This is a genomic window from Pseudomonas sp. PONIH3, from assembly GCF_002934345.1.
GTDB classification, from domain to species: domain Bacteria; phylum Pseudomonadota; class Gammaproteobacteria; order Pseudomonadales; family Pseudomonadaceae; genus Aquipseudomonas; species Aquipseudomonas soli.
Map to the genome: position 1 here is coordinate 5430526 of NZ_CP026386.1, position 23648 is coordinate 5454173.

Annotated in this window: 20 protein-coding genes; 15 read left to right on the forward strand and 5 right to left on the reverse strand. The window is 63.3% G+C overall.

Annotated elements, in window-relative coordinates:
* Positions 1–59 precede the first annotated feature (59 nt).
* The 3 genes from C3F42_RS25095 to phhA are packed head-to-tail and all read right to left on the reverse strand — an operon-like array spanning position 60 to position 2436.
* Positions 60–1256: an amino acid aminotransferase gene (locus tag C3F42_RS25095; RefSeq protein WP_177182928.1), complete on the reverse strand. Its 1197-nt coding sequence runs from the start codon at positions 1254–1256 to the stop codon at positions 60–62.
* Positions 1253–1609 carry a 4a-hydroxytetrahydrobiopterin dehydratase gene (locus C3F42_RS25100; RefSeq protein ID WP_104445042.1) on the reverse strand — a complete coding sequence of 119 codons (357 nt, stop codon included), beginning with the start codon at positions 1607–1609 and terminating at the stop codon, positions 1253–1255. Before C3F42_RS25100 ends, C3F42_RS25095 begins: the two co-directional genes overlap by 4 nt.
* Positions 1610–1647: 38 nt before the next feature.
* Entirely contained in the window at positions 1648–2436 is a 789-nt protein-coding gene (gene phhA / locus C3F42_RS25105; protein ID WP_094011863.1) for a phenylalanine 4-monooxygenase, read from the reverse strand.
* 255 nt (positions 2437–2691) lie between these two features.
* Between phhA and C3F42_RS25110 the strand changes: the two genes are divergently transcribed.
* Positions 2692–4251, forward strand: coding sequence for a sigma-54-dependent transcriptional regulator (locus C3F42_RS25110; RefSeq protein ID WP_094011864.1), 1560 nt, complete (start codon positions 2692–2694; stop codon positions 4249–4251).
* Between the two features lie 94 nt (positions 4252–4345).
* Here C3F42_RS25110 and C3F42_RS25115 read toward each other — a convergent pair whose 3' ends face one another.
* Positions 4346–4600, reverse strand: a complete 255-nt coding sequence (locus C3F42_RS25115) for a DUF2790 domain-containing protein (RefSeq protein WP_023630669.1) — start codon at positions 4598–4600, stop codon at positions 4346–4348.
* 407 nt (positions 4601–5007) lie between these two features.
* On the opposite strand from C3F42_RS25115, the gene acs reads away from it, so the two are divergent.
* A complete protein-coding gene (acs, locus tag C3F42_RS25120) occupies positions 5008–6969 on the forward strand; it encodes an acetate--CoA ligase (RefSeq protein WP_038706576.1) in 1962 nt (653 codons plus the stop codon).
* 331 nt (positions 6970–7300) lie between these two features.
* Here the strand turns inward: acs and C3F42_RS25125 are convergent, their stop codons facing one another.
* A complete protein-coding gene (locus C3F42_RS25125) occupies positions 7301–8329 on the reverse strand; it encodes an IS30 family transposase (protein WP_100774681.1) in 1029 nt (342 codons plus the stop codon).
* A gap of 304 nt (positions 8330–8633) precedes the next feature.
* Here C3F42_RS25125 and C3F42_RS25135 point away from each other — a divergent pair, with 304 nt between their 5' ends.
* The 13 genes from C3F42_RS25135 to alaS all read left to right on the forward strand — a co-directional run bounded on the left by C3F42_RS25135 (position 8634) and on the right by alaS (position 23645).
* Positions 8634–9419, forward strand: coding sequence for an ABC transporter substrate-binding protein (locus tag C3F42_RS25135; protein ID WP_023630943.1), 786 nt, complete (start codon positions 8634–8636; stop codon positions 9417–9419).
* A gap of 90 nt (positions 9420–9509) precedes the next feature.
* A complete protein-coding gene (locus C3F42_RS25140; RefSeq protein ID WP_023630944.1) occupies positions 9510–10199 on the forward strand; it encodes an ABC transporter permease in 690 nt (229 codons plus the stop codon).
* Positions 10196–10894, forward strand: a complete 699-nt coding sequence (locus C3F42_RS25145; protein WP_094011865.1) for an ABC transporter permease — start codon at positions 10196–10198, stop codon at positions 10892–10894. Before C3F42_RS25140 ends, C3F42_RS25145 begins: the two co-directional genes overlap by 4 nt.
* Before the next feature lie 22 nt (positions 10895–10916).
* Positions 10917–11681: an ABC transporter ATP-binding protein gene (locus tag C3F42_RS25150; protein ID WP_023630946.1), complete on the forward strand. Its 765-nt coding sequence runs from the start codon at positions 10917–10919 to the stop codon at positions 11679–11681.
* Positions 11682–11783: 102 nt separating this feature from the next.
* Positions 11784–12764 (forward strand): transcriptional regulator ArgR, encoded by a 981-nt coding sequence (argR, locus tag C3F42_RS25155; protein ID WP_104445044.1) that lies wholly within the window; start codon positions 11784–11786, stop codon positions 12762–12764.
* A gap of 328 nt (positions 12765–13092) precedes the next feature.
* A complete protein-coding gene (locus tag C3F42_RS25165) occupies positions 13093–14313 on the forward strand; it encodes an aspartate aminotransferase family protein (RefSeq protein WP_038706574.1) in 1221 nt (406 codons plus the stop codon).
* A gap of 140 nt (positions 14314–14453) precedes the next feature.
* A complete protein-coding gene (gene aruF, locus C3F42_RS25170; protein ID WP_038706573.1) occupies positions 14454–15473 on the forward strand; it encodes an arginine/ornithine succinyltransferase subunit alpha in 1020 nt (339 codons plus the stop codon).
* Positions 15474–15528: 55 nt separating this feature from the next.
* Complete coding sequence (gene astA, locus C3F42_RS25175) at positions 15529–16557, forward strand: arginine N-succinyltransferase (RefSeq protein WP_094011867.1); 1029 nt, start codon at positions 15529–15531, stop codon at positions 16555–16557.
* Entirely contained in the window at positions 16558–18021 is a 1464-nt protein-coding gene (astD, locus tag C3F42_RS25180; protein WP_094011868.1) for a succinylglutamate-semialdehyde dehydrogenase, read from the forward strand.
* Positions 18022–18044: 23 nt separating this feature from the next.
* A complete protein-coding gene (astB, locus tag C3F42_RS25185; protein ID WP_094011869.1) occupies positions 18045–19394 on the forward strand; it encodes an N-succinylarginine dihydrolase in 1350 nt (449 codons plus the stop codon).
* A gap of 14 nt (positions 19395–19408) precedes the next feature.
* Positions 19409–19699, forward strand: coding sequence for a hypothetical protein (locus tag C3F42_RS25190; protein ID WP_011534960.1), 291 nt, complete (start codon positions 19409–19411; stop codon positions 19697–19699).
* Between the two features lie 10 nt (positions 19700–19709).
* Entirely contained in the window at positions 19710–20717 is a 1008-nt protein-coding gene (astE, locus tag C3F42_RS25195) for a succinylglutamate desuccinylase (protein ID WP_094011870.1), read from the forward strand.
* Between the two features lie 303 nt (positions 20718–21020).
* Complete coding sequence (alaS, locus tag C3F42_RS25200; protein ID WP_158659591.1) at positions 21021–23645, forward strand: alanine--tRNA ligase; 2625 nt, start codon at positions 21021–21023, stop codon at positions 23643–23645.
* The last annotated feature ends 3 nt before the right edge of the window (positions 23646–23648 follow it).

The following is a 23648-nucleotide window of genomic DNA, read 5'->3' on the forward strand; positions in this document are numbered from 1 at the left end:
CGAGAGCGAGCAGCCCGCGACAGTGTTATCGCGGGCTGCTCGCGGGCCATCGGCCAGGTTCAGCGACAGACGTCGGCGACGGCCGCTGCCAGCTGTTCCAGGCGCTTGGCGTCCGCTCCGGCGATGTTCGCCCGGCCGGTACCGACCATGTATACGCTGTGTCGCTCGCGCAGCAGACGCACCTGTTCGGGATTCAGCCCGGTGTAGGAGAACATCCCGCGTTGCGCGGCGATATGCGCGAAGCGCCCGGCCAGGCCATGGGGCTCCAGCGCTTTCACCAGGCCGACGCGAAGCTCGGCGATGCGCTGGCGCATGGCGTTCACTTCCTCGATCCACAACGCCTTGAGTGCCGGGTCACCGAGAATCTCGGCGACCACCGCCGCGCCATGGTCTGGCGGCGTCGACCACAGGTTGCGCGCAATGAACGCCAGCTGGCTGCGCACATCCTGCAGTTTATCGGCGTCGTGGCTGCACACCAGCAGGGCGCCGGTGCGCTCACGGTACAGGCCGAAGTTCTTCGAGCAGGAGCTGGTGATCAGCAGTTCCGGCAGTTCGGCGGCGAACAGGCGCACTGCCCAGGCGTCCTCCTCCAGGCCGTCACCGAAGCCCTGGTAGGCAAAGTCGATCAATGGCAGCAAGTTGCGCCGCTTGACGATGTCGAGCACCGCGCGCCAGTCGTCCCGGCCCAGATCGAAGCCGGTGGGGTTGTGGCAGCAGGCGTGCAGCAATACCACGTCGCCTTCCGGTGCTTGCTCCAGTGCGGCGAGCATGGCGTCGACGTTCAGGCGGTTGTCCGCGCCCACGTAGGGGTAGTGCGACACCTTGAGCCCGGCACCGGCGAAGATCGTCTCGTGGATCGGCCAGGTCGGGTCGCTCAGCCAGATACCGCGGCCCGGCAGGCAGTGGGCGATAAACTCCGCCGCCAGGCGCAGGGCACCTGTGCCGCCAGGGGTCTGGGTGGCGCCGGCGCGCTGGCTTTTGAGCAGCGTGGAATCGCTGCCCAGCACCAGCTCGCTGACCAGGCGTCCAAAAGCTGCATCGCCATGACCGCCAACATAGCTCTTGGTGGCTTGCCGCTCGACCAGGCGTTGCTCAGCCTGCTTTACCGCCGCCGGAATCGGCGTCAGCCCCTGAGCGTCCTTGAACACGCCGACACCCAGGTCGAACTTGGCCGGGTTGCCGTCGCGGGCGTAGGCTTCCATCAGCCCCAGGATCGGGTCGCCAGGGACCCGAGCGATGGCGGCGAAGTGCATCACTTGCGCCCTTCAGCAGTTTTGGCGACCTCGTCGGTGCGCGCGCACATGATGAAGTCGTTGCGGTGCAGGCCTTTGATCGAGTGGCTCCACCAGGTCACGGTGACCTTGCCCCACTCGGTCAGCAGGCCAGGGTGGTGGCCTTCGGCTTCGGCGATCTCGCCGATGGCGTTGGTGAAGGCCAGGGCGTGCTTGAAGTTCTTGAACAGGAACTCGCGCTCGAGCTCCATGTGGCCGTCGCGGGTTTCGATGTTCCAGTCCGGGATCAGTCGGATCAGTTCCGCCAGCTCCTCGTCGGTGACTTTCGGCGCATCGGCGCGGCAGGCTTCGCAGTGGGCTTGGTTCAAGGCATTCATGGGTGTTTTCCGGTTTGAGTTGTTATCGACAGGGGCGCTCAGGCAGCGACCTTGGGTGGAAACTTCGGTGCGTGCAGGCCCAACTGCATGGCCTGGTGGACCATGGTCATGATGTCTTCGTGGGCCAGGTCGAACAGACGCTTCATGTTCGGCAGGACGAAGTACAAGGGCTGCAGGATATCGATGCGGTAGGGCGTGCGCATGGCTTCGATCGGGTCGAAGGCCTGGTGCTCTGGTTCGCTGGACAGGCTGTAGACCGTCTCTTTCGGCGAGGAGAGGATGCCGCCGCCGTAGATCTTGCGGCCTTGCGCGGTCTCCATCAGGCCGAACTCGATGGTCATCCAGTACAGGCGCGCCAGGTAGACACGCTGTTCCTTGGTCGCCGCCAGGCCGAGCTTGCCATAGGTGTGGGTGAATTCGGCGAAGAACGGGTTAGTCAGCAGCGGGCAGTGGCCGAAGATCTCGTGGAAGATGTCCGGCTCCTGCAGGTAGTCCAGCTCTTCCGGGGTGCGGATGAAGGTGGCGACCGGGAAGCGCTTGCTGGCCAGCAGTTCGAAGAAGGTCTGGAAGGGGATCAGCGCAGGGACGCGGGCGACCTGCCAGCCGGTGGTGGCGCCAAGCACCTTGTTGACTTCGCCCAGCTGCGGGATGCGGTCATGGGGCAGCTTGAGCTGGTCGATGCCGTCGAGGTACTCCTGGCATGCCCGGCCTTCGATCACTTTCAACTGACGGGTGATCAGGGTGTTCCACACCGCATGCTCTTGCTGCGGGTAGTCGATAAAGCCATGCGCATCGGGCTCGCGTGCCACGTACTGCGTCTGTTTCATGTGGCTCTCCTGGTGAGGGCGTTCTTGTTATGTACAGGACATACCTTAGGAATATCCCTACAAACGAGGTTTTGCACCGGGGTGCGCGCCCGTCCTGCGCCGCCGTTTATCTTCTGTGCGTAACGATAATTTTACAAAATTAGCGTCATCCCGGAAAATCACGGACATCGAGCTGGGCAGACGGCTATTTTTGTCAGCTTATCTTTACGACTTTTCCGTGGCGCGAGCAAAAACTCGGCCCCTTAGAGAGCCTTCATGCGCATCAAAGTGCATTGCCAGAACCGCATCGGCATTTTGCGGGACATCCTCAACCTGCTGGTGGAGTACGGGATCAACGTGTTGCGCGGCGAAGTGGGGGGAGACCATGGCAATGCCATCTACCTGCACTGCCCGAACCTGATCAACCTGCAGTTCCAGGCCCTGCGGCCCAAGTTCGAGTCGATCGCCGGGGTGTTCGGGGTCAAGCGCGTCGGCCTGATGCCCAGCGAGCGCCGGCACATGGAGCTCAATGCGCTGCTGGGGGCGTTGGACTTCCCGGTGCTGTCGATCGACATGGGCGGCAGCATCGTCGCCGCCAACCGTGGCGCGGCGCAGCTGCTCGGCGTACGGGTGGACGAAGTGCCGGGCATTCCGCTGTCGCGATATGTCGAGGACTTCGACCTGCCGGAGCTGATACGGGCCAACAAATCGCGGATCAACGGCCTGCGGATCAAGGTCAAGGGCGATGTGTTCCTGGCCGATATCGCACCGCTGCAGTCCGAGCATGACGACAGTGAAGCCCTGGCCGGCGCGGTAATCACCTTGCACCGCGCGGACCGTATCGGTGAGCGCATCTACAACGTGCGCAAGCAGGAGTTGCGTGGGTTCGACAGCATCTTCCAGAGCTCACGGGTAATGGCCGCCGTGGTGCGCGAGGCGCGGCGCATGGCGCCGTTGGACGCACCGCTGCTGATCGAGGGCGAGACCGGCACCGGCAAGGAGCTGCTGGCGCGGGCCTGTCACCTGGCCAGCCCGCGTGGCCAGGCGCCGTTGATGGCGCTCAACTGCGCCGGCCTGCCCGAGTCGATGGCCGAGACCGAGCTGTTCGGCTATGGGCCGGGGGCGTTCGAGGGCGCGCGGGCCGAGGGCAAGCTGGGGCTGCTGGAGCTGACGGCCGGCGGCACGCTGTTCCTCGACGGGGTGGGGGAGATGAGCCCGCGCTTGCAGGTCAAGTTGCTGCGCTTCCTGCAAGATGGCTGTTTCCGTCGGGTCGGCAGCGACGAAGAGGTGTACCTGGATGTGCGGGTGATCTGCGCGACCCAGGTCGACCTGTCCGAACTGTGCGCCCGTGGCGAGTTCCGCCAGGACCTCTACCACCGCCTCAACGTGCTGTCGCTGCACATCCCGCCGCTGCGCGAATGCATGGATGGCCTGGAAGGGCTGGTGCAGCATTTCCTCGACCAGGCCAGTCGGCAGATCGGCTGCCCGCTGCCGCGCCTGGCGCCGCCGGCGATGGAAAAACTCGGCCAGTATCATTGGCCGGGCAATGTGCGCCAGTTGGAAAACGTGTTGTTCCAGGCAGTGTCACTGTGCGAAGGCGGGGTGGTGAAGAGCGAACATATCCGCTTGCCGGATTATGGCGCGCGTCAACCGTTGGGCGAGTTTTCCCTGGATGGCGATCTTTCGCAAATTGTCGGGCGGTTTGAAAGGGCGGTATTGGAAAGTTTGATGAGTGAATTTCCAAGTAGTCGGGCGCTGGGGAAAAGATTAGGCGTTTCCCATACGACCATTGCCAACAAGTTGCGAGATTATTCGCTGAACAAGTCGGCGGAATAATCTGGAAGTTTATCGAGGCTTGAATTGATCGCGGGGCAAGCCCACACACGAATGCAGTGGTGGGAGGGGCTTGCCTCGCGATAAGCCTATGGTCTCAGCCGTTGGAGCAACCGTTGCCCATCACGCGGTATTCGAGAATGTGCTTCTGGCCCTGGGAGTCCTCATAGGTCATGCGCGCAGGCACCACTTCGCAGACGTTCGGCACTTCGCTCATGGAGATGACGCGGGCGATATCCAGGTGCTGCGAATAACTGTACTGTTCAACCGGAATCTGCTCGACATCTTTTGCTTCGCCGGCCAGTGCCGCGCCGCAAAAACCGCCAAGTACCAATACCAGTAAAGCTTTCATTTTCAATTTACCTGTCTAAGGTCGTGAGGGGGCGCGCGGCGCTTGTGGCGCCGCGAGTGCAACTAAGTTTCAACTATCAGGATAAGGTGCGGATTAACGTTGCCTTCGTGGGGGCTGTTTCCAAGTTAATCGCGTTGCCGTTGCTGGCGAGGTGAATTCTAGGAGGGTGGTCCGGGCTGAAACAGAGCGGGTTTTGATAAAGTCTTTTGACAGAATCTGTAACAATCACTGGCAAAGCGCTGCCTTTTGCCGCCGGCGATGGCTGGATGCCATGCGCTAGAGCGGTTGCTGTAAATTCGTGGGCTGACGGTTCGTCGCGTTACTACCAACGTCGAATGGTCTTTGTCGCTCTGGTACAGTTACAAACGCTTCCATACAAAAACAACTATTACACCGAGGTAACACAGATGAGTGCGGCTCCACTGTATCCCGTTCGTCCCGAGGTTGCGGCCAGTACCCTGACCGACGAGGCCACCTACAAGGCCATGTACCAGCAATCGGTGATCAACCCGGACGGCTTCTGGCGCGAGCAGGCCCAGCGTCTGGACTGGATCAAGCCCTTCACCAAGGTCAAGCAGACCTCGTTCGACGACCACCATGTCGATATCAAATGGTTTGCCGACGGCACTCTGAACGTCTCCTACAACTGCCTGGACCGCCACCTCGAAGAGCGCGGCGACCAGCTGGCGATCATCTGGGAAGGCGACGACCCTTCCGAGCATCGCAACATCACCTACCGTGAGCTCCACGAGCAGGTCTGCAAGTTCGCCAACGCCCTGCGTGGCCAGGACGTGCACCGGGGTGACGTGGTCACCATCTATATGCCGATGATCCCCGAGGCCGTGGTCGCCATGCTGGCCTGCGCGCGCATCGGGGCGATCCACTCGGTGGTGTTCGGCGGCTTCTCGCCCGAGGCGCTGGCCGGCCGCATCATCGACTGCAAGTCCAAGGTGGTGATCACCGCCGACGAAGGCCTGCGTGGTGGCCGCCGTACCCCGCTCAAGGCCAATGTCGACCTGGCCTTGACCAACCCTGAAACCAGCAGCGTGCAAAAGATCATCGTGTGCAAGCGCACTGGTGGCGACATCGCCTGGCACCAGCACCGCGATATCTGGTACGAAGACCTGATGAAGGTCGCCTCCAGCCACTGTGCGCCGAAAGAAATGGGTGCCGAGGAGGCGTTGTTCATCCTCTATACCTCCGGCTCCACCGGCAAGCCCAAGGGCGTGCTGCACACCACCGGTGGCTACCTGGTGTATGCCGCGCTGACCCACGAGCGCGTGTTCGACTATCGCCCGGGCGAAGTGTACTGGTGCACCGCTGACGTGGGTTGGGTCACCGGCCACAGCTACATCGTCTATGGCCCGCTGGCCAATGGTGCGACCACGCTGCTGTTCGAAGGTGTGCCGAACTACCCGGACATCACCCGCGTGTCGAAGATCGTCGACAAGCACAAGGTCAACATCCTCTACACCGCGCCGACCGCCATCCGCGCCATGATGGCCGAGGGCGAGGCGGCGGTCGCCGGCGCCGATGGCTCCAGCCTGCGCCTGCTGGGTTCGGTGGGCGAGCCGATCAACCCTGAAGCCTGGAACTGGTACTACAAGACAGTCGGCAAGGAACGTTGCCCGATCGTCGATACCTGGTGGCAAACCGAGACCGGCGGCATCCTCATCAGCCCCTTGCCGGGCGCCACGGGGCTCAAGCCGGGTTCGGCGACCCGTCCGTTCTTCGGCGTGGTGCCGGCACTGGTGGACAACCTGGGCAACCTGATCGACGGCGCCGCCGAGGGCAACCTGGTGATCCTCGATTCCTGGCCGGGCCAGTCGCGTTCGCTGTACGGCGACCACGACCGCTTCGTCGACACCTATTTCAAGACCTTCCGTGGCATGTACTTCACCGGTGACGGCGCCCGTCGCGACGAAGATGGCTACTACTGGATCACCGGCCGCGTGGATGACGTGCTCAACGTTTCTGGCCACCGCATGGGCACCGCCGAGATCGAGAGCGCGATGGTGGCGCATCCGAAGGTCGCCGAGGCGGCGGTGGTGGGCGTGCCGCACGACATCAAGGGGCAGGGCATCTATGTCTACGTCACCCTGAACGCCGGCGAGGAATCGAACGAGCAATTGCGCCTCGAGTTGAAGAATTGGGTGCGCAAGGAGATCGGCCCGATCGCTTCGCCGGACGTCATCCAGTGGGCGCCGGGGCTGCCGAAGACCCGCTCGGGCAAGATCATGCGCCGCATCCTGCGCAAGATTGCCACTGGCGAGTACGATGCGCTGGGCGATATCTCCACCCTGGCCGATCCAGGGGTGGTGCAGCACCTGATCGATACCCACAAGGCGATGAGCCTGGCTTCGGCCTGAGTCGAACCATCGCGGCAAGTCGGCTCCTGACGGTCGTGGGAGCGGGCTTGCCTCGCGATGAGGCTGTCACAAAAACCCCCGCCCATATCCGGCGGGTTTTTTGCTTTACTGATACAAACTGTTACTCCGAGAGTCATCGGTAACCGTCGCTGTCACCGATTGCGCCCAAATGCGGGGCTTGTGGAAACATCTGTATGCCAAATGGGTGCATTCTGCGAGCGTTTCGTGCAGGCTCGCACGCTGCGCTTGCCGGAATACAAGGCTTTGCCAATAATGGGCCCGCTTATTGCTTTGGGTATAGGGGCGGTTGCAGGAGCTGAGTGCAACACGGTCATTGAATTGAAACTGGAGCATCATGCCGCATAGCCATGGCCTTCTGCATCACCTCGCCCATAACTTCGATTGGGCATTTGAAGTCGAAGCGCTTACGCGGACGCATGTTCAGTTGCAGTGCGATGGCATTCAGTTCTTCCTGGCTGTGTACCGACAGGTCTGTGCCTTTGGGCAGGTACTGGCGGATCAGGCCATTGATGTTTTCGTTGCTACCGCGCTGCCAAGGGCTGTGCGGGTCGCAGAAGTAGATCGCCACGCCGGTTCTTTGGGTGATCTCGGCGTGTCGCGCCATCTCCCGGCCCTGGTCGTAAGTCATGCTCTTTCGCATCTCCAGCGGCATGCCATTGAGCGCGGCGCTGAAGCCTTCCAGCGCCGAAGTCGCCGTCGCGTCGTTCATCTTTACCAGCATCAGGTAGCCACTGGTGCGTTCCACCAGCGTACCGACGGACGAGGCGTTGGCCTTACCCTTGATGAGGTCGCCTTCCCAATGCCCCGGCATCTGCCTGTCTTCAATCTCCGGCGGGCGCACATGAATACTGACCATCTCGGGGATCTGGCCGCGCCGATCCACACCACCAGAGCGCGGTCGGCGTGTCGTCTTGCTTTGCCGCAGGCAGATGATCAGCTCCTTGCGCAGTTCACCGACCGGCAGGGCATAGATCGCGTTATAGATCGTCTCGCGACAGACGTAGGCATCTCTGAGGCTGGGAATGTTCATGCTGCGCAGCTTGCCGGCAATCTGCTCGGGAGACAAACGCTCACGGAGCATATGCGCCACCAACTCGAAGCGCTCACCACCCGGCAACAGCTTTCGCTTCGGTCGACACACCTGGCGGCGAGCCTGCATCTGCTGCTGGGCCGCGTGGGCCGAGTAGCCGCCACAGACATCTCGATTGCGGCGCAGCTCCCGGCTGATGGTCGAAGGGGATCGGTTGATCAAGCAGGCAATCCTACGCAGGCTGAAGCCTTGAGTACGACCGATTTGAATGGTGGCGCGCTCTTCAACGCTGAGTTCGGTATAAGACATAGTGGCAGCACCGTACCGGAAAGGTCAGGTGTTGCACTCAGTTTTTGCCGCCGCCAGGTTATTTCTCTTTTGCTCTTGCATATCTCGCGGGAGCTGTCAATATCGCCCGCCGCGGTTCCTGGCGCTTCTGTAATTAGTTGTCGCTTTGAAGAAATATCGACCACCGGGCTGTCGCTAGAATGCCACTCACTCGCTCGTGGTCTGCGACCTTGGTCGAAACCTGCGCGGCTCGCGCTGTACCCATTCGCATATCGGGCAGCTGTTACAACTGCCTTGTATTGCCCCGTACCGATGGAGTTACCTGATGAAGAAGCTCGCACTGCTTGGCGCCTTGGCGCTTTCCGTGTTTTCCCTGGTTTCGCAGGCCGATGAGAAGCCGTTGAAGATCGGTATCGAGGCCGCCTACCCACCCTTCGCCTTCAAGCAGCCCGATGGCAGCCTCGCCGGCTTCGACTACGACATCGGCAACGCCCTGTGCGAACAGATGAAAGCCAAGTGCACCTGGGTCGAGCAGGAGTTCGACGGTCTGATCCCTGCACTGAAAGTGCGCAAGATCGACGCCATCCTGTCGTCCATGTCGATCACCGACGACCGCAAGAAGTCGGTCGACTTCACCAAGCGCTACTACCTGACCCCGGCGCGCCTGGTGATGAAGGAAGGCACCACCGTCAGCGACAGCCTGGCTGAGCTCAAGGGCAAGAAGATCGGCGTGCAGCGCGGTTCGATCCACGACCGTTTCGCCAAGGAAGTCCTGGCCCCGCAAGGCGCCACCGTGGTGCCCTACGGTACCCAGAACGAAATCTACCTGGATGTCGCCGCCGGCCGCCTGGACGGCACCGTGGCCGATGCCACCCTGCTCGAGGACGGCTTCCTGAAGACCGATGCTGGCAAGGGCTTTGCCTTCGTCGGTCCGGCCTTCACCGACACCAAGTACTTCGGTGATGGCGTCGGTATCGCCGTGCGCAAGGGCGACACCGCCAACGCCGAGCGCATCAACGCCGCCATCGACGCGATCCGCGCCAACGGCAAATACAAAGAGATCGAGAAGAAGTACTTCAACTTCGACATCTACGGTCCAGACTCGAAGTAACCATCGAGTTTCACCTGTGCAATGGTGCAAACAGCAGAATCTCTGAGGTTTGCACCATTTTTCATTCCCAAGCCCTGAGGAATTCGAATCATGTTGAAAGGCTATGGGGCAGTCATCCTCGACGGGGCGTGGCTGACGCTGCAGCTCGCCCTGTCGTCGATGGCCCTGGCCATCGTCCTCGGCCTGATCGGCGTGGCGCTGCGTTTGTCGCCGGTGCGCTGGTTGGCCTGGCTGGGGGACCTGTACTCCACGGTGATCCGTGGCATCCCTGACCTGGTCCTGATCCTGCTGATTTTCTATGGCGGCCAGGACATCCTCAACCGGGTGGCGCCGCTGCTCGGCTATGACGACTATATTGACCTCAATCCCCTGGTCGCTGGCATCGGCACGCTGGGCTTCATCTTTGGCGCGTACCTGTCGGAAACCTTCCGCGGTGCCTTCCTCGGCATCCCCAAGGGCCAGGCAGAGGCGGGCGCGGCCTACGGCATGAGCGGTGTCCAGGTGTTCTTCCGCATCATGGTGCCGCAAATGATCCGCCTGGCGATCCCGGGCTTCACCAACAACTGGCTGGTGTTGACCAAGGCGACTGCGCTGATTTCGGTGGTCGGCCTGCAGGACATGATGTTCAAGGCCAAGCAGGCGGCGGACGCCACCCGCGAACCCTTCACCTTCTTCCTCGCGGTGGCGGCTTTGTACCTGGTGCTGACCAGTGTCTCGCTGCTGGCGCTGAAGTATCTCGAGAAGCGCTACTCGGTGGGCGTCAAGGCGGCTGAACTATGATCTTCGACTACAACGTCATCTGGGAAGCCATGCCGCTGTACCTGGGCGGTCTGCTGACCACCCTCAAGCTGCTGGCGCTGTCGCTGCTGTTCGGCCTGCTGGCGGCCATCCCGCTGGGCCTGATGCGCGTCTCGAAACAGCCGCTGGTGAACATCAGCGCCTGGCTGTACACCTACGTCATTCGCGGCACGCCGATGCTGGTGCAGCTGTTCCTGATCTACTACGGCCTGGCCCAGTTCGAGGCGGTGCGCGAGAGCATCTTCTGGCCGTGGCTGTCCAGCGCGACCTTCTGCGCCTGCCTGGCTTTTGCCGTCAACACCAGCGCCTACACCGCCGAGATTATCGCCGGCAGCCTCAAGGCCACGCCCCATGGCGAGATCGAGGCGGCCAAGGCCATCGGCATGTCGCGCATGAAGATGTACCGCCGCATCCTGCTGCCTTCAGCGCTGCGCCGGGCGCTGCCGCAGTACAGCAACGAAGTGATCATGATGCTGCAGACCACCAGCCTGGCGTCGATCGTCACCCTGATCGACATCACCGGTGCCGCGCGCACGGTCAACGCCCAGTACTACCTGCCTTTCGAGGCCTACATCACGGCGGGCGTGTTCTACCTGTGCCTGACCTTCATCCTCGTGCGCCTGTTCAAGATGGCCGAACGCCGCTGGCTCGGTTACCTGGCGCCGCGCAAGCACTGACCGCTCTGTGAGATCCGACAGTATGTACAAACTCCAAATCCAAGACCTGCACAAGCGCTACGGCAGCCATGAGGTGCTCAAAGGCGTCTCCCTCGAAGCCAAGGCAGGCGACGTGATCAGCATCATCGGCTCCAGCGGTTCGGGCAAATCGACCTTCCTGCGCTGCATCAACCTGCTCGAGCAGCCGCACGCGGGCAAGATCCTGCTCAACAACGAAGAGCTCAAGCTGGTCGCCGGCAAGGACGGCGCGCTCAAGGCTGCCGACCCGAAACAGCTGCAGCGCATGCGTTCGCGCCTGTCGATGGTGTTCCAGCACTTCAACCTGTGGTCGCACATGACCGCGCTGGAAAACGTCATCGAGGCGCCGGTGCACGTGCTGGGCGTGAACAAGAAGGAAGCGCTGGAGAAGGCCGAGCACTACCTGGCCAAGGTTGGCGTATCCCACCGCAAGGACGCGTTCCCCGGGCACATGTCCGGTGGCGAGCAGCAGCGTGTGGCCATTGCCCGCGCCCTGGCCATGGAACCGGAGGTGATGCTGTTCGACGAGCCGACTTCGGCGCTGGATCCGGAGCTGGTGGGCGATGTGCTCAAGGTCATGCAATCTCTGGCCCAGGAAGGCCGCACCATGGTAGTGGTCACCCACGAGATGGGCTTTGCCCGCGAGGTTTCCAACCAGCTGGTGTTCCTGCACAAGGGCCTGGTGGAAGAGCGGGGCTGCCCGCGTGAAGTGCTGGTCAATCCACAGTCGGAGCGCCTCAAGCAGTTCCTTTCTGGCAGCCTGAAGTAAAGGCTGCACTTTTGCACCATGATGGGGCATGCTGCGCAACGCACGCAGCATGCCCCGGCGCCACAAGCGCGACCCTCCTTTTCAGGTTTCGGACCACGCCCTATGACCACCCAGCGAATCGGATTTCTCATCTGGCCCAGCACCAAGCCGCTGACCCTGGCGTTGGCCGAAGAGGTGTTGCAGGTGGCCCAGCGGGTGCATCCGGACGTGGTCTACACAATGTCCTTCCTGCAGGCCGAGGCCGGGCAGGAGGGCGCCTGGCGCCTGCCGGGCGAAGCGTGGGCCGGACGCCTGGAGGGCTATCACAAACTGTTCCTGCTGGCTGATGAGCCGCCGGCGGCGATCGGTTCGGCATTGTCCGTCGCGCTCAAGCAGTTGGCGCGCAGCGGTTGCATGATCGGTGGCTTGTCGGCCGGGGTTTATCCGCTGGCGGCGCTGGGCCTGCTCGACGGCTACCGCGCCGCGGTGCATTGGCGCTGGCAGGATGATTTTGCCGAGCGCTTCCCCAAGGTGATCGCCACCAGCCATCTGTTCGACTGGGATCGCGATCGCCTGACTGCCTGCGGCGGCATGGCGGTGACTGACCTGCTGCTGGCGGTGCTGGCCCGGGACCATGGGGCGGAGCTGGCCGGCGCGGTGTCGGAAGAGCTGGTGGTCGAGCGCATTCGCGAAGGTGGCGAGCGCCAGCGCATCCCGCTGCAGAACCGCCTGGGCTCCAGCCACCCCAAGCTCACCCAGGCGGTGCTGCTGATGGAGGCCAACATCGAAGAGCCGCTGACCACCGACGAGATCGCCCAGCATGTGTGCGTGTCCCGCCGCCAGCTGGAGCGGATCTTCAAGCAGTATCTCAATCGCGTGCCCAGCCAGTACTACCTGGAGCTGCGCCTGAACAAGGCGCGGCAGATGCTGATGCAGACCAGCAAGTCGATCATCCAGATCGGCCTGTCCTGCGGGTTCTCCTCCGGGCCGCATTTCTCCAGCGCGTACCGCAATTTCTTCGGCGCCACGCCGCGCGAAGACCGTAACCAGCGACGTAACAGCAGCCCGTTCGAGCTGAGTTCGGCGCCGGCCGAGCGCGGCTGAAGACCTCCCTGCCAGCGAAGACGCTAGCGTGGGGCAAGCCGGCTCCCGCGCAGTGTATTGCTGGTGGGGGCGGGCTTGTCCCGCGATGCGATTTGTATATGTGAACACCCGTTCACCCAATTCTCACCGAGCATCTCCCCGCCACCCCCTGCTGCCGTTACACTGCGCGATTGCGACACTGTTTGTCGCATTGCCGAAAACCGCGTGAAAACTCGGTTTGGCGCTGTAACAAGTTGTCGCCTGGCAGCAAGGACAGGCGCCGATCAGTCCTTACAATCCCTTCATCGCTCGCCACTTCCAGGCCAGCGTTCCTCTTCAGGAGACTCAGATGTCCGTTGAGCAAGCCCCGGTGCAACGTGCCGATTTCGACCAGGTCATGGTTCCCAACTACTCCCCGGCGGCCTTCATTCCTGTGCGAGGCGAGGGCTCCCGAGTATGGGACCAGTCCGGGCGCGAGCTGATCGACTTCGCCGGCGGCATCGCGGTCAACGCACTCGGCCACTGCCATCCGGCGCTGGTCAAGGCGCTGACCGAGCAAGCCAATACCCTCTGGCATGTCTCCAACGTGTTCACCAACGAGCCGGCCCTGCGCCTGGCGCACAAGCTGGTGGACGCGACCTTTGCCGAGCGCGCCTTCTTCTGCAACTCCGGCGCCGAGGCCAACGAGGCCGCCTTCAAGCTGGCCCGCCGTGTCGCCCATGACCGTTTCGGCCCCGAGAAGCACGAGATCATCGCCACCGTTAACAGCTTCCACGGTCGCACCCTGTTCACCGTCAGCGTCGGTGGCCAGCCCAAGTACTCCGACGGCTTCGGGCCGAAGATCACCGGCATCAGCCACGTGCCGTACAACGACCTGGAAGCGTTGAAGGCGCAGATCTCCGACAAGACCTGCGCCGTGGTCATCGAACCGATCCAGGGCGAGAGCGGCGTGGTGCCGGCCGACAAGGCCTACCTGGAAGGCGCGCGCAAGCTGTGCGACGAGCACAATGCGCTGCTGATCTTCGATGAAGTGCAGACCGGCGTCGGCCGTACCGGCTCGCTGTATGCCTACCAGCACTACGGCGTCACCCCGGACATCCTGACCAGCGCCAAGAGCCTGGGCGGCGGCTTCCCGATTGGCGCGATGCTGACCACCAGCGACCTGGCCAAGCACCTGGCCGTCGGCACCCACGGCACCACCTACGGCGGCAACCCGCTGGCCTGTGCCGTCGCCTGCGCCGTGCTCGATGTGGTCAACACCCCGGAAACCCTGGCGGGCATCAAGGCCAAACATGAGCGCTTCAAGACCCGCCTGGAGAAGATCGGCCAGGATACCGGCCTGTTCACCCTGGTGCGCGGTGTCGGCCTGCTGATCGGCTGCGTGCTCAGTGACGCCTGGAAGGGCAAGGCCAAGGACATCCTCAACGCCGCCGAGAAGGAAGGTGTGATGGTTCTGCAGGCAGGCCCCGATGTCGTGCGCTTCGCCCCGAGCCTGGTGGTCGAGGACAGCGATATCGATGAAGGCCTGGAGCGCTTCGAGCGCGCTGTGCGCAAACTGACCCAGGGCTGATCCTGCGGTTCTGTCGCCGGCCTCTAGCGAGGCCGGCGATACCTGATTCCAGTGCGGGCACCTGCTTGCAGGTAGTGGCGCGTGCCCGCCGTTTTTTCGTGCCGAGTTGATCGGTGCGCTTTCCCGAAAGGAGTGACACCATGCTGGTGATGCGCCCCGCGCAAATGGCTGATCTGAACGAAGTGCAGCGCATGGCTGCCGACAGCCCCATTGGTGTCACCTCGCTGCCGGACGATGCTGGCCGCCTGGGCGACAAGATCGCCGCGTCGGAAACCTCTTTCGCCGCCGAGGTCAGCTTCAACGGCGAGGAGAGCTACTTCTTCGTGCTCGAGGACAGCGCCACCGGCGAGCTGGTCGGTTGCTCGGCCATCGTCGCCTCGGCCGGCTACTCCGAGCCGTTCTACAGCTTCCGCAACGAGACCTTCGTGCACGCCTCCCGCGAGCTGAAGATCCACAACAAGATCCACGTCCTGTCGTTGTGCCACGACCTAACCGGTAACAGCCTGCTGACCAGCTTCTACGTGGTGCCGGAGCTGGTGACCAGCGCCTTTGCCGAACTCAACTCGCGTGGCCGCCTGCTGTTCATGGCCTCGCACCCGGAGCGCTTCGCCGAGTCGGTGGTCACCGAGATCGTCGGCTACAGCGACGAGCAGGGCGAATCACCGTTCTGGGACGCTATCGGCCGCAACTTCTTCGACCTCAACTATGCCGACGCCGAGCGCCTGTGCGGCCTGAAGAGCCGCACTTTCCTGGCTGAACTGATGCCGCATTACCCGATCTATGTGCCGCTGTTGCCGGACGCCGCCCAGGAAGCCATGGGCCAGGTGCATCCGCGGGCGCAGATCACCTTCGACATTCTCATGCGCGAAGGCTTCGAGACCGAGCACTATATCGACATCTTCGACGGCGGACCTACCTTGCATGCCCGTACCTCGGGCATCCGCTCCATCGCCCAGAGCCGGGTGGTGCCGGTCAAGCTAGACGGCGCGTCGGTCAAGGGCGGCCGTCCGTACCTGGTGTGCAATGGCCAGTTGCAGGACTACCGCGCGGTGCTGCTGGAACTGGACTGGGTGCCGGGCAAGCCGGTCAGCCTCAGCGGCGAAGCTGCCGAGGCCCTGGGTGTCGGCGAGGGCGCCAGTGTGCGCCTGGTCGCGGTCTGAACCGCCGCAACAGAGAGTTTCGCGGCAGGCACAGACCGCCGCACAAGGAGATAGCATGATCGTTCGTCCTGTACGCAGCAGCGATTTACCCGCGCTGATCGAGTTGGCCCGCAGCACCGGTACCACCGGGCTGACGACGCTGCCTGCCAATGAGGAGCGCCTCGGCCAGCGGGTTGGCTGGGCGGAAAAGACTTTCCGCGGCGAAGCCGAGCGCGGCGATACCGACTACTTGTTCGTGCTGGAGAACGACGAGGGCCTGGTGGTCGGCATCAGCGCCATCGCTGGCGCTGTCGGCCTGCGCGAGCCCTGGTACAACTATCGGGTCGGCCTGACCGTCAGCGCTTCCCAGGAGCTGAACATCTACCGCGAGATTCCCACGCTGTTCCTGGCCAACGACCTGACCGGCAACTCCGAGCTGTGTTCGCTGTTCCTGCGCAGCGATTACCGCAGCGGGCTCAACGGGCGTCTGCTGTCCAAGGCGCGAATGCTGTTCATCGCCGAGTTCCCGCAACTGTTTGGCAACAAGATCATCGCCGAGATGCGCGGCATGTCCGACGAGGCAGGTCGTTCGCCATTCTGGGAAAGCCTGGGCCGGCACTTCTTCAAGATGGAGTTCAGCCAGGCCGACTACCTCACCGGCGTGGGCAACAAGTCGTTCATCGCCGAGCTGATGCCCAAGTTTCCGCTGTACACCTGCTTCCTCTCGGAAGCGGCGCGCAACGTCATTGGTCGCGTGCATGCCGATACGGAGCCGGCGTTGGCCATGCTCAAGCGTGAAGGTTTCAACTACCAGGGCTACGTCGACATCTTCGACGCAGGCCCCGCAATCGAATGCGAGACCTCGAAGATCCGCGCCGTGCGTGATAGCCAGACCCTGGTGCTGGCCGTTGGTACACCAGGCGACGACGCCACCCCTTTCATCATCCACAACCGCAAGCGCGAAGACTGCCGCATCACGGCCGCGCCGGCGCGCCTGGCCGCAGGCACCCTGGTGGTCGATCCGCAGACCGCCAAGCGCCTGCGCCTGGGCGCCGGCGACAACGTGCGTGCCGTGCCACTGTCCGCCGGTCGGGAGGCCCAGTAAATGAATACGCATTACATTGCCGGCCAGTGGCTGGCTGGCCAGGGCGAAGCCCTGCAGTCGCTCAACCCCGTCACCCAGGCGGTGATCTGGCAAGGGCAGGGCGCCGATGCCGCGCAGGTCGAGAATGCCGTGCAGGCTGCCCGCCAGGCGTTCCCCGCCTGGGCATCGCTGAGCCTGGATGCGCGTATTAACGTTCTGGAGGCCTTCGCCGAGAAGCTCAAGGCCAATGCCGAGGCGTTGTCGCGCTGCATTGGCGAAGAAACCGGCAAGCCGCTGTGGGAATCGGCCACCGAAGTGACCAGCATGGTCAACAAGGTTGCCATCTCGGTGCAGAGCTACCGCGAGCGTACCGGCGAGAAGAGCGGTCCGCTGGCCGACGCCACTGCCGTACTGCGCCACAAGCCCCATGGCGTGGTGGCGGTATTCGGCCCATACAACTTCCCCGGCCACTTGCCCAACGGCCATATCGTTCCGGCGCTGCTGGCGGGCAACTGCGTGGTGTTCAAACCCAGCGAGCTGACTCCCAAGGTTGCCGAGCTGACGGTCCAGTGCTGGATCGAGGCCGGGTTGCCGGCTGGTGTGCTCAACCTGGTCCAGGGCGCTCGTGAGACAGGCGTGGCGCTGGCCGCCAACCCAGGTATCGACGGCCTGTTCTTCACCGGTTCCAGCCGTACCGGCAACCTGCTGCACCAGCAGTTCGCCGGCCGCCCGGACAAGATCCTGGCCCTGGAGATGGGCGGCAACAACCCGCTGGTGGTTGACGAGGTCAAGGACCTGGATGCCGCGGTGTACACCATCATCCAATCGGCCTTCATCTCCGCCGGCCAGCGTTGCACCTGTGCCCGCCGCCTGCTGGTACCGCAGGGCGCCTGGGGTGACGCGCTGATCCAACGCCTGGTCGAGGTGAGCCGCAGCATCAGTGTCGGCGCCTTCGATCAGCAGCCCGCGCCGTTCATGGGGTCGGTGATTTCGCTGCAGGCGGCCCGCGCATTGCTGGCGGCCCAGGCCGAACTGCTCGGCAAGGGCGCCGTGGCGCTGCTGGAGATGACCCAGCCGCAGGCTGACGCCGCCTTGCTTACCCCCGGCATCATCGACGTCACTGCTGTGACCGGGCGCCCGGACGAGGAATTCTTCGGCCCATTGCTGCAGGTGATCCGATACGCCGATTTCGATGCGGCAATCGAGGAAGCCAACAACACCCAGTACGGCCTGGCCGCCGGCCTGCTGTCGGACTCCAATGCCCGTTACCAGCACTTCTGGCTGCGCAGCCGCGCCGGCATCGTCAACTGGAACAAGCAGCTCACCGGTGCTGCCAGCAGCGCGCCGTTCGGTGGTGTCGGTGCCAGCGGCAACCACCGCGCCAGCGCCTACTACGCGGCGGACTACTGCGCCTACCCCGTGGCTTCGCTGGAGACCGCGAACCTCGTACTGCCGGCGACCCTGACGCCGGGCGTCACCCTATAACAACAGGTCTCGGAGCCTTGCCGATGAAATCCTTTGAAGTGAATTTTGATGGCCTGGTGGGGCCGACCCACAACTACGGCGGCCTGTCCTACGGCAACGTGGCCTCGCAGAGCAACAGCCAGCAGGGTTCCAACCCGCGCGAGGCGGCGCGCCAGGGCCTGGCGAAGATGAAGGCGCTGATGGAAATGGGCTTCAAGCAGGGCGTGCTGGCCCCGCAGGAGCGCCCGGATGTGGCCGCATTGCGCCGCCTGGGTTTCACCGGCAATGATGCCGAAGTGATCCAGCGTGCCGCCAAGGAAGCCATGCCGCTGCTGGTCGCCAGCTGCTCGGCGTCGAGCATGTGGGTGGCCAACGCCGCCACCGTCAGCCCCAGCGCCGATACCGCTGATGGTCGTGTGCATTTCACCGCCGCCAATCTCAACTGCAAGTACCACCGTAGCATCGAGTACCCGACCACCAGTCGGGTGCTGGGCGCCATGTTCAGTGATGACAAGCACTTCGCTCATCACCAGGCCTTGCCGGCCGTGGCGCAGTTCGGTGACGAAGGCGCGGCCAACCATACGCGGTTCTGCCGTGCCTATGGCGAAGCGGGGGTGGAGTTCTTCGTCTATGGCCGCAGCGCCTTCGACAGCCGCTACCCCGCGCCGCAGAAGTATCCGGCGCGCCAGACTCTGGAGGCTTCCCAGGCCGTCGCCCGCCTGCATGGGCTGAGCGATGATGGCGTGGTCTACGCTCAACAGAATCCGGCAGTGATCGATCAGGGCGTGTTCCACAACGACGTGATCTCGGTAGGCAATGGCGAAGTGCTGTTCTACCACGAGGACGCCTTCCTCGAGACCGATGCGGTGCTTGGCCAGCTGCAGGCTAAACTGGCCAGCAAGGGTGGCCGCTTCCAGGGCATCTGCGTGCCGCGTGCGGCGGTGACGGTGGAGGACGCGGTGCGTTCCTACCTGTTCAACAGCCAGCTGCTCAGTCGCGAAGACGGCTCGATGCTGCTGGTGGTGCCGGAAGAGTGCCGCAACAACGAGCGGGTCTGGGCGTACCTGGGGCAACTGACCAGCCAGGGCGGTCCGGTGAAGGAGGTCAAGGTGTTCGACCTCAAGCAGAGCATGCAGAACGGCGGTGGCCCGGCTTGCCTGCGGCTGCGCGTGGCGTTGAAGGAAAACGAACTGGCGGCGGTGAACCAAGGCGTTATCATGACCGCCCCGCTGTACGACACCCTGGTGCAATGGGTCGACAAGCACTACCGCGATCGCCTCGGCGAGGCGGACCTGGCCGACCCGCAGTTGCTGGTGGAATGCCGCACGGCACTGGATGAACTGACCCAGATCCTCAAGCTGGGTTCGGTCTATCCGTTCCAACGCCAACCTTGAAGAGAGAAATTGCAATGTCCGACGCCCTGCGCCTGATCCTGGAAGATGAAGACGGCACCCAGCTGGAAACCTCGTGCACCCGTTTTGCGGTGGTCTGGCAAGGCAAGGAGGTGTGGATCCAGCAGGACGGTCGCGGCCAGCTGCTGATCGGCGTCGATGTCGAGGAAGACGACACCGAGTACGCCAACCTGCTGCTGCGCCCGATGGCCACCAACCTGGTCAGCCTGCAACTGGAAATGGAGCCGGCCGATGTCGCCGGTGACGACGACCACGTCCACGGCCCGGACTGCGGCCACCACCACTAAGGAAGCGCCTATGCTCGCCCTTGGCAAACTGCTTGAGCTGACCCTGACCGATCACGAACCGGCCGAGAAGACCCAAGTGACCACCCGGGGCGTGCGTTTGCGCTGGCTGGGGGAGGGTGCGTTGGAAGTGCGCCCGCCCGAAGGTGAGGATTGCGGGCTCGACCTGCTGCTGTCGGCTGGTATCCATGGCAACGAGACAGCGCCGATCGAGTTGCTCGAAAGGCTGCTGCACGGCGTGGCCAACGGCAAGATCAAGCCACGTGCGCGGGTGTTGTTCCTGTTTGGCAACCCGGCGGCGATCCGCAAGGGTGAGCGTTTCATCGAGCAGGACATCAACCGGCTGTTCAATGGCCGGCATGAACTGTCCAGTGGCTTCGAGGCATTGCGTGCCGCAGAGCTCGAGCAGTTTGCCCGGGTATTTTTCAGCAAACCCGAGCGCACCCGCCTGCATTACGACCTGCATACCGCCATTCGTGGGTCGAAGATCGAGCAGTTCGCGCTGTATCCCTACAAGGAAGGCCGCCAGCACTCCCGCCGAGAGCTGGCGCGTCTGGCGGCGGCCGGTATGGAGGCGGTGCTGTTGCAGAGCAAGTCGTCGATCACCTTCAGCGCCTTCACCTATGAGCAGCTCGATGCCGAGGCCTTCACCCTGGAGCTCGGCAAGGCCCGCCCGTTCGGGCAGAACGAGGAGGTCAACCTCGACAAGCTCGAAGCGCGCTTGATCCAGCTCATCGAAGATACCGAGCCGCAGATCGAGCAGTCCCTGGATGGCCTCAAGCTGTTCAGCGTCGCCCGCGAGATCATCAAGCACAGCGACAGTTTCCGCCTGCACCTGCCGGCGGACATCGAAAACTTCTCCGAGCTGAAAAAGGGCGATCTGTTGGCCGAGGACCTGGCCGAGACGCGTTGGGTGGTGGAGGAGGAGGGCGCACGGATCATCTTCCCCAACCCCAAGGTGAAGAACGGGCTGCGCGCCGGCATCCTGATCGTCCCGGATTCGGGGCAACGCCTGGCCTGATACCCGTAGGCGCGGGGCAAGCCCGCGCCTGCGATTTTGGATCCCTTCGGTGATGAAATTCTTTTAATTCACCAACCTGTTAATTTTCCCTGCCCCGGGACCGTAATTGGCTTGCCAGTAGCGAAACGCTGGCGATAGCATCGCGGTCATGCCGTTTTCAATTGCTTTAGCCCTGCAAGCCGTCCAATCGACGGTTTCTATCGCATAAACACACTGCACCGAGACTGCAGGACCGATATAATGCGGCCCTTTGCCGTCGTTTCGTCGATTCGACGTGTGGCCGCCGTTTCCGTGGAAGAACCTATGAAAAGCGCAGAAATCCGTGAAGCCTTCCTCCGCTTCTTCGAAGAGCAGGGACATACTCGCGTTGCCTCCAGCTCCCTGATCCCGGGTAATGACCCGACCCTGCTGTTCACCAACGCCGGCATGAACCAGTTCAAGGACTGCTTCCTCGGCCAGGAAAAGCGCGCCTACACCCGCGCCGTGAGCAGCCAGAAGTGCGTGCGCGCCGGTGGCAAGCACAACGACCTGGAAAACGTCGGCTACACCGCCCGTCACCACACCTTCTTCGAGATGCTGGGCAACTTCAGCTTCGGCGACTATTTCAAGCGCGATGCCATCACCTTCGCCTGGACCTTCCTGACCTCGGACAAGTGGTTGAACCTGCCCAAGGAAAAGCTGTGGGTCACCGTCTACGCCAGCGACGACGAAGCCTACGACATCTGGACCAAGGAAGTCGGCGTGCCGGCCGAGCGCATGGTGCGCATCGGCGACAACAAAGGCGCCCCGTACGCCTCCGACAACTTCTGGACCATGGGCGACACCGGCCCGTGCGGCCCGTGCACCGAGATCTTCTATGACCACGGCGCCGACATCTGGGGCGGCCCACCCGGCTCGCCGGAAGAAGACGGCGACCGCTACATCGAGATCTGGAACAACGTCTTCATGCAGTTCAACCGTACCGCCGACGGCGTCCTGCACCCGCTGCCCGCCCCGTCGGTGGACACCGGCATGGGCCTGGAGCGCATCAGTGCGGTGATGCAGCACGTGCACTCGAACTACGAGATCGACCTGTTCCAGAGCCTGCTGGCCGCCGCCGCCGAAGCCATCGGCTGCAGCAACGACGACCAGCCATCGCTGAAAGTGGTCGCCGACCATATCCGTTCCTGCGGCTTCCTGATTGCCGACGGCGTGCTGCCGTCCAACGAAGGCCGTGGCTACGTGCTGCGCCGCATCATTCGCCGCGCCTGCCGCCACGGCAACAAGCTGGGCGCCAAGGGCAGCTTCTTCCACAAGATCGTCGCCGCCCTGGTGGCCGAGATGGGTCAAGCCTTCCCAGAGCTCAAGGGCCAGCAGGCGCACATCGAGCGCGTGCTCAAGACCGAGGAAGAGCAGTTCGCCAAGACCCTCGAGCAGGGCCTGCGCATCCTCGAGCAGGACCTGGCCCAACTGCAGGGCAAGGTCGTCCCGGGCGACGTGGTGTTCAAGCTGTACGACACCTACGGCTTCCCCATGGACCTCACCGCCGACATCGCCCGCGAGCGCGAGTTGACCATCGACGAAGCCGGCTTCGAGCGTGAAATGGAAGCCCAGCGCGAGCGTGCCCGTTCCGCCAGCGCCTTCGGCATGGACTACAACAGCCTGGTCAAGGTCGACACCGCCACCGATTTCCTCGGCTACGACACTACCGAAGGGCAAGGCAAGATCGTCGCCCTGTACAAGGATGGTCAGTCGGTCGACCAGTTGGGCGAAGGCGAGGAAGGCGTGGTCGTGCTCGACCGCACGCCGTTCTACGCCGAGTCCGGCGGCCAGGTTGGCGACAGCGGCTACTTGCAGGCCGCTGCCGCGCGCTTCGACGTGCGCGATACCACCAAGACCGGTGGTGCCTTCCTGCACCACGGCGTGGTCGCCAGCGGTGCGCTGGTCATCGGCTCGCCGGTCGAGGCCAAGGTCGATGCCGAGGTGCAACACGCCACCTCGCTGAACCACTCGGCCACTCACCTGCTGCACGAAGCGTTGCGCCAGGTGCTGGGCGATCACGTGCAGCAGAAGGGCTCGCTGGTCGACAGTCAGCGCCTGCGTTTCGACTTCAGCCACTTCGAGGCGGTGACGCCTGCGCAGATCAAGGCCCTGGAAGACATCGTCAACCGCGAAGTGCGCAGGAACACCCCGGTCGAGACCGAGCTGACCGATATCGAAACCGCCAAGGCCAAGGGCGCCATGGCACTGTTCGGTGAGAAATATGGCGACACCGTGCGTGTGCTGAGCATGGGCGGTGATTTCTCCGTCGAGCTGTGTGGCGGCATCCATGCCAAGCGCACCGGCGACATCAGTCTGTTCAAGATCATCAGCGAAGGCGGCGTGGCCTCTGGCGTGCGCCGTATCGAAGCGGTCACCGGCGCCGCTGCGCTGGCCTACCTGAACGCTGCCGAAGAGCGGGTCAAGGAAGCCGCGCAACTGGTCAAGGGCAACCGCGACAACCTGATCGACAAGCTGTCGGCTGTGCTTGAGCGCAACCGCCAGCTGGAAAAGCAGCTCGAGCAGCTGCAGGCCAAGGCCGCCAGCGCCGCCGGGGACGATCTCTCCAACGCGGCCGTTGAGGTCAAGGGTGCCAAGGTCCTCGCCGCCCGCCTGGATGGGCAGGATGGCAAGGCCCTGCTGGCGCTCGTCGATCAGCTGAAGAACAAGCTCGGCCATGCAGTGATCCTGCTGGGCAGCGAGCATGAGGGCAAGGTCGTGCTGGTGGCTGGCGTGACCAAGGACCTCTCCAGCCAACTCAAGGCTGGCGATCTGATGAAACAAGCCGCTGCGGCGGTCGGTGGCAAGGGCGGCGGTCGCCCTGACATGGCCCAGGGTGGTGGCGTCGACGTCGCCGCGCTGGATCAGGCCCTGGCCCTGGCCGTGCCGTTCGCCGAGCAGGGTCTTTGAGAT

Coding starts and splice junctions, on each gene's coding strand:
- C3F42_RS25100 (WP_104445042.1), bottom strand. CDS start 1,609: ATGAATGCCTTGAACCAAGCCCACTGCGAAGCCTGCCGCGCCGATGCG.
- phhA (WP_094011863.1), bottom strand. CDS start 2,436: ATGAAACAGACGCAGTACGTGGCACGCGAGCCCGATGCGCATGGCTTT.
- C3F42_RS25110 (WP_094011864.1), top strand. CDS start 2,692: ATGCGCATCAAAGTGCATTGCCAGAACCGCATCGGCATTTTGCGGGAC.
- C3F42_RS25115 (WP_023630669.1), bottom strand. CDS start 4,600: ATGAAAGCTTTACTGGTATTGGTACTTGGCGGTTTTTGCGGCGCGGCA.
- acs (WP_038706576.1), top strand. CDS start 5,008: ATGAGTGCGGCTCCACTGTATCCCGTTCGTCCCGAGGTTGCGGCCAGT.
- C3F42_RS25125 (WP_100774681.1), bottom strand. CDS start 8,329: ATGTCTTATACCGAACTCAGCGTTGAAGAGCGCGCCACCATTCAAATC.
- C3F42_RS25135 (WP_023630943.1), top strand. CDS start 8,634: ATGAAGAAGCTCGCACTGCTTGGCGCCTTGGCGCTTTCCGTGTTTTCC.
- C3F42_RS25140 (WP_023630944.1), top strand. CDS start 9,510: ATGTTGAAAGGCTATGGGGCAGTCATCCTCGACGGGGCGTGGCTGACG.
- C3F42_RS25145 (WP_094011865.1), top strand. CDS start 10,196: ATGATCTTCGACTACAACGTCATCTGGGAAGCCATGCCGCTGTACCTG.
- C3F42_RS25150 (WP_023630946.1), top strand. CDS start 10,917: ATGTACAAACTCCAAATCCAAGACCTGCACAAGCGCTACGGCAGCCAT.
- argR (WP_104445044.1), top strand. CDS start 11,784: ATGACCACCCAGCGAATCGGATTTCTCATCTGGCCCAGCACCAAGCCG.
- C3F42_RS25165 (WP_038706574.1), top strand. CDS start 13,093: ATGTCCGTTGAGCAAGCCCCGGTGCAACGTGCCGATTTCGACCAGGTC.
- aruF (WP_038706573.1), top strand. CDS start 14,454: ATGCTGGTGATGCGCCCCGCGCAAATGGCTGATCTGAACGAAGTGCAG.
- astA (WP_094011867.1), top strand. CDS start 15,529: ATGATCGTTCGTCCTGTACGCAGCAGCGATTTACCCGCGCTGATCGAG.
- astD (WP_094011868.1), top strand. CDS start 16,558: ATGAATACGCATTACATTGCCGGCCAGTGGCTGGCTGGCCAGGGCGAA.
- astB (WP_094011869.1), top strand. CDS start 18,045: ATGAAATCCTTTGAAGTGAATTTTGATGGCCTGGTGGGGCCGACCCAC.
- C3F42_RS25190 (WP_011534960.1), top strand. CDS start 19,409: ATGTCCGACGCCCTGCGCCTGATCCTGGAAGATGAAGACGGCACCCAG.
- astE (WP_094011870.1), top strand. CDS start 19,710: ATGCTCGCCCTTGGCAAACTGCTTGAGCTGACCCTGACCGATCACGAA.
- alaS (WP_158659591.1), top strand. CDS start 21,021: ATGAAAAGCGCAGAAATCCGTGAAGCCTTCCTCCGCTTCTTCGAAGAG.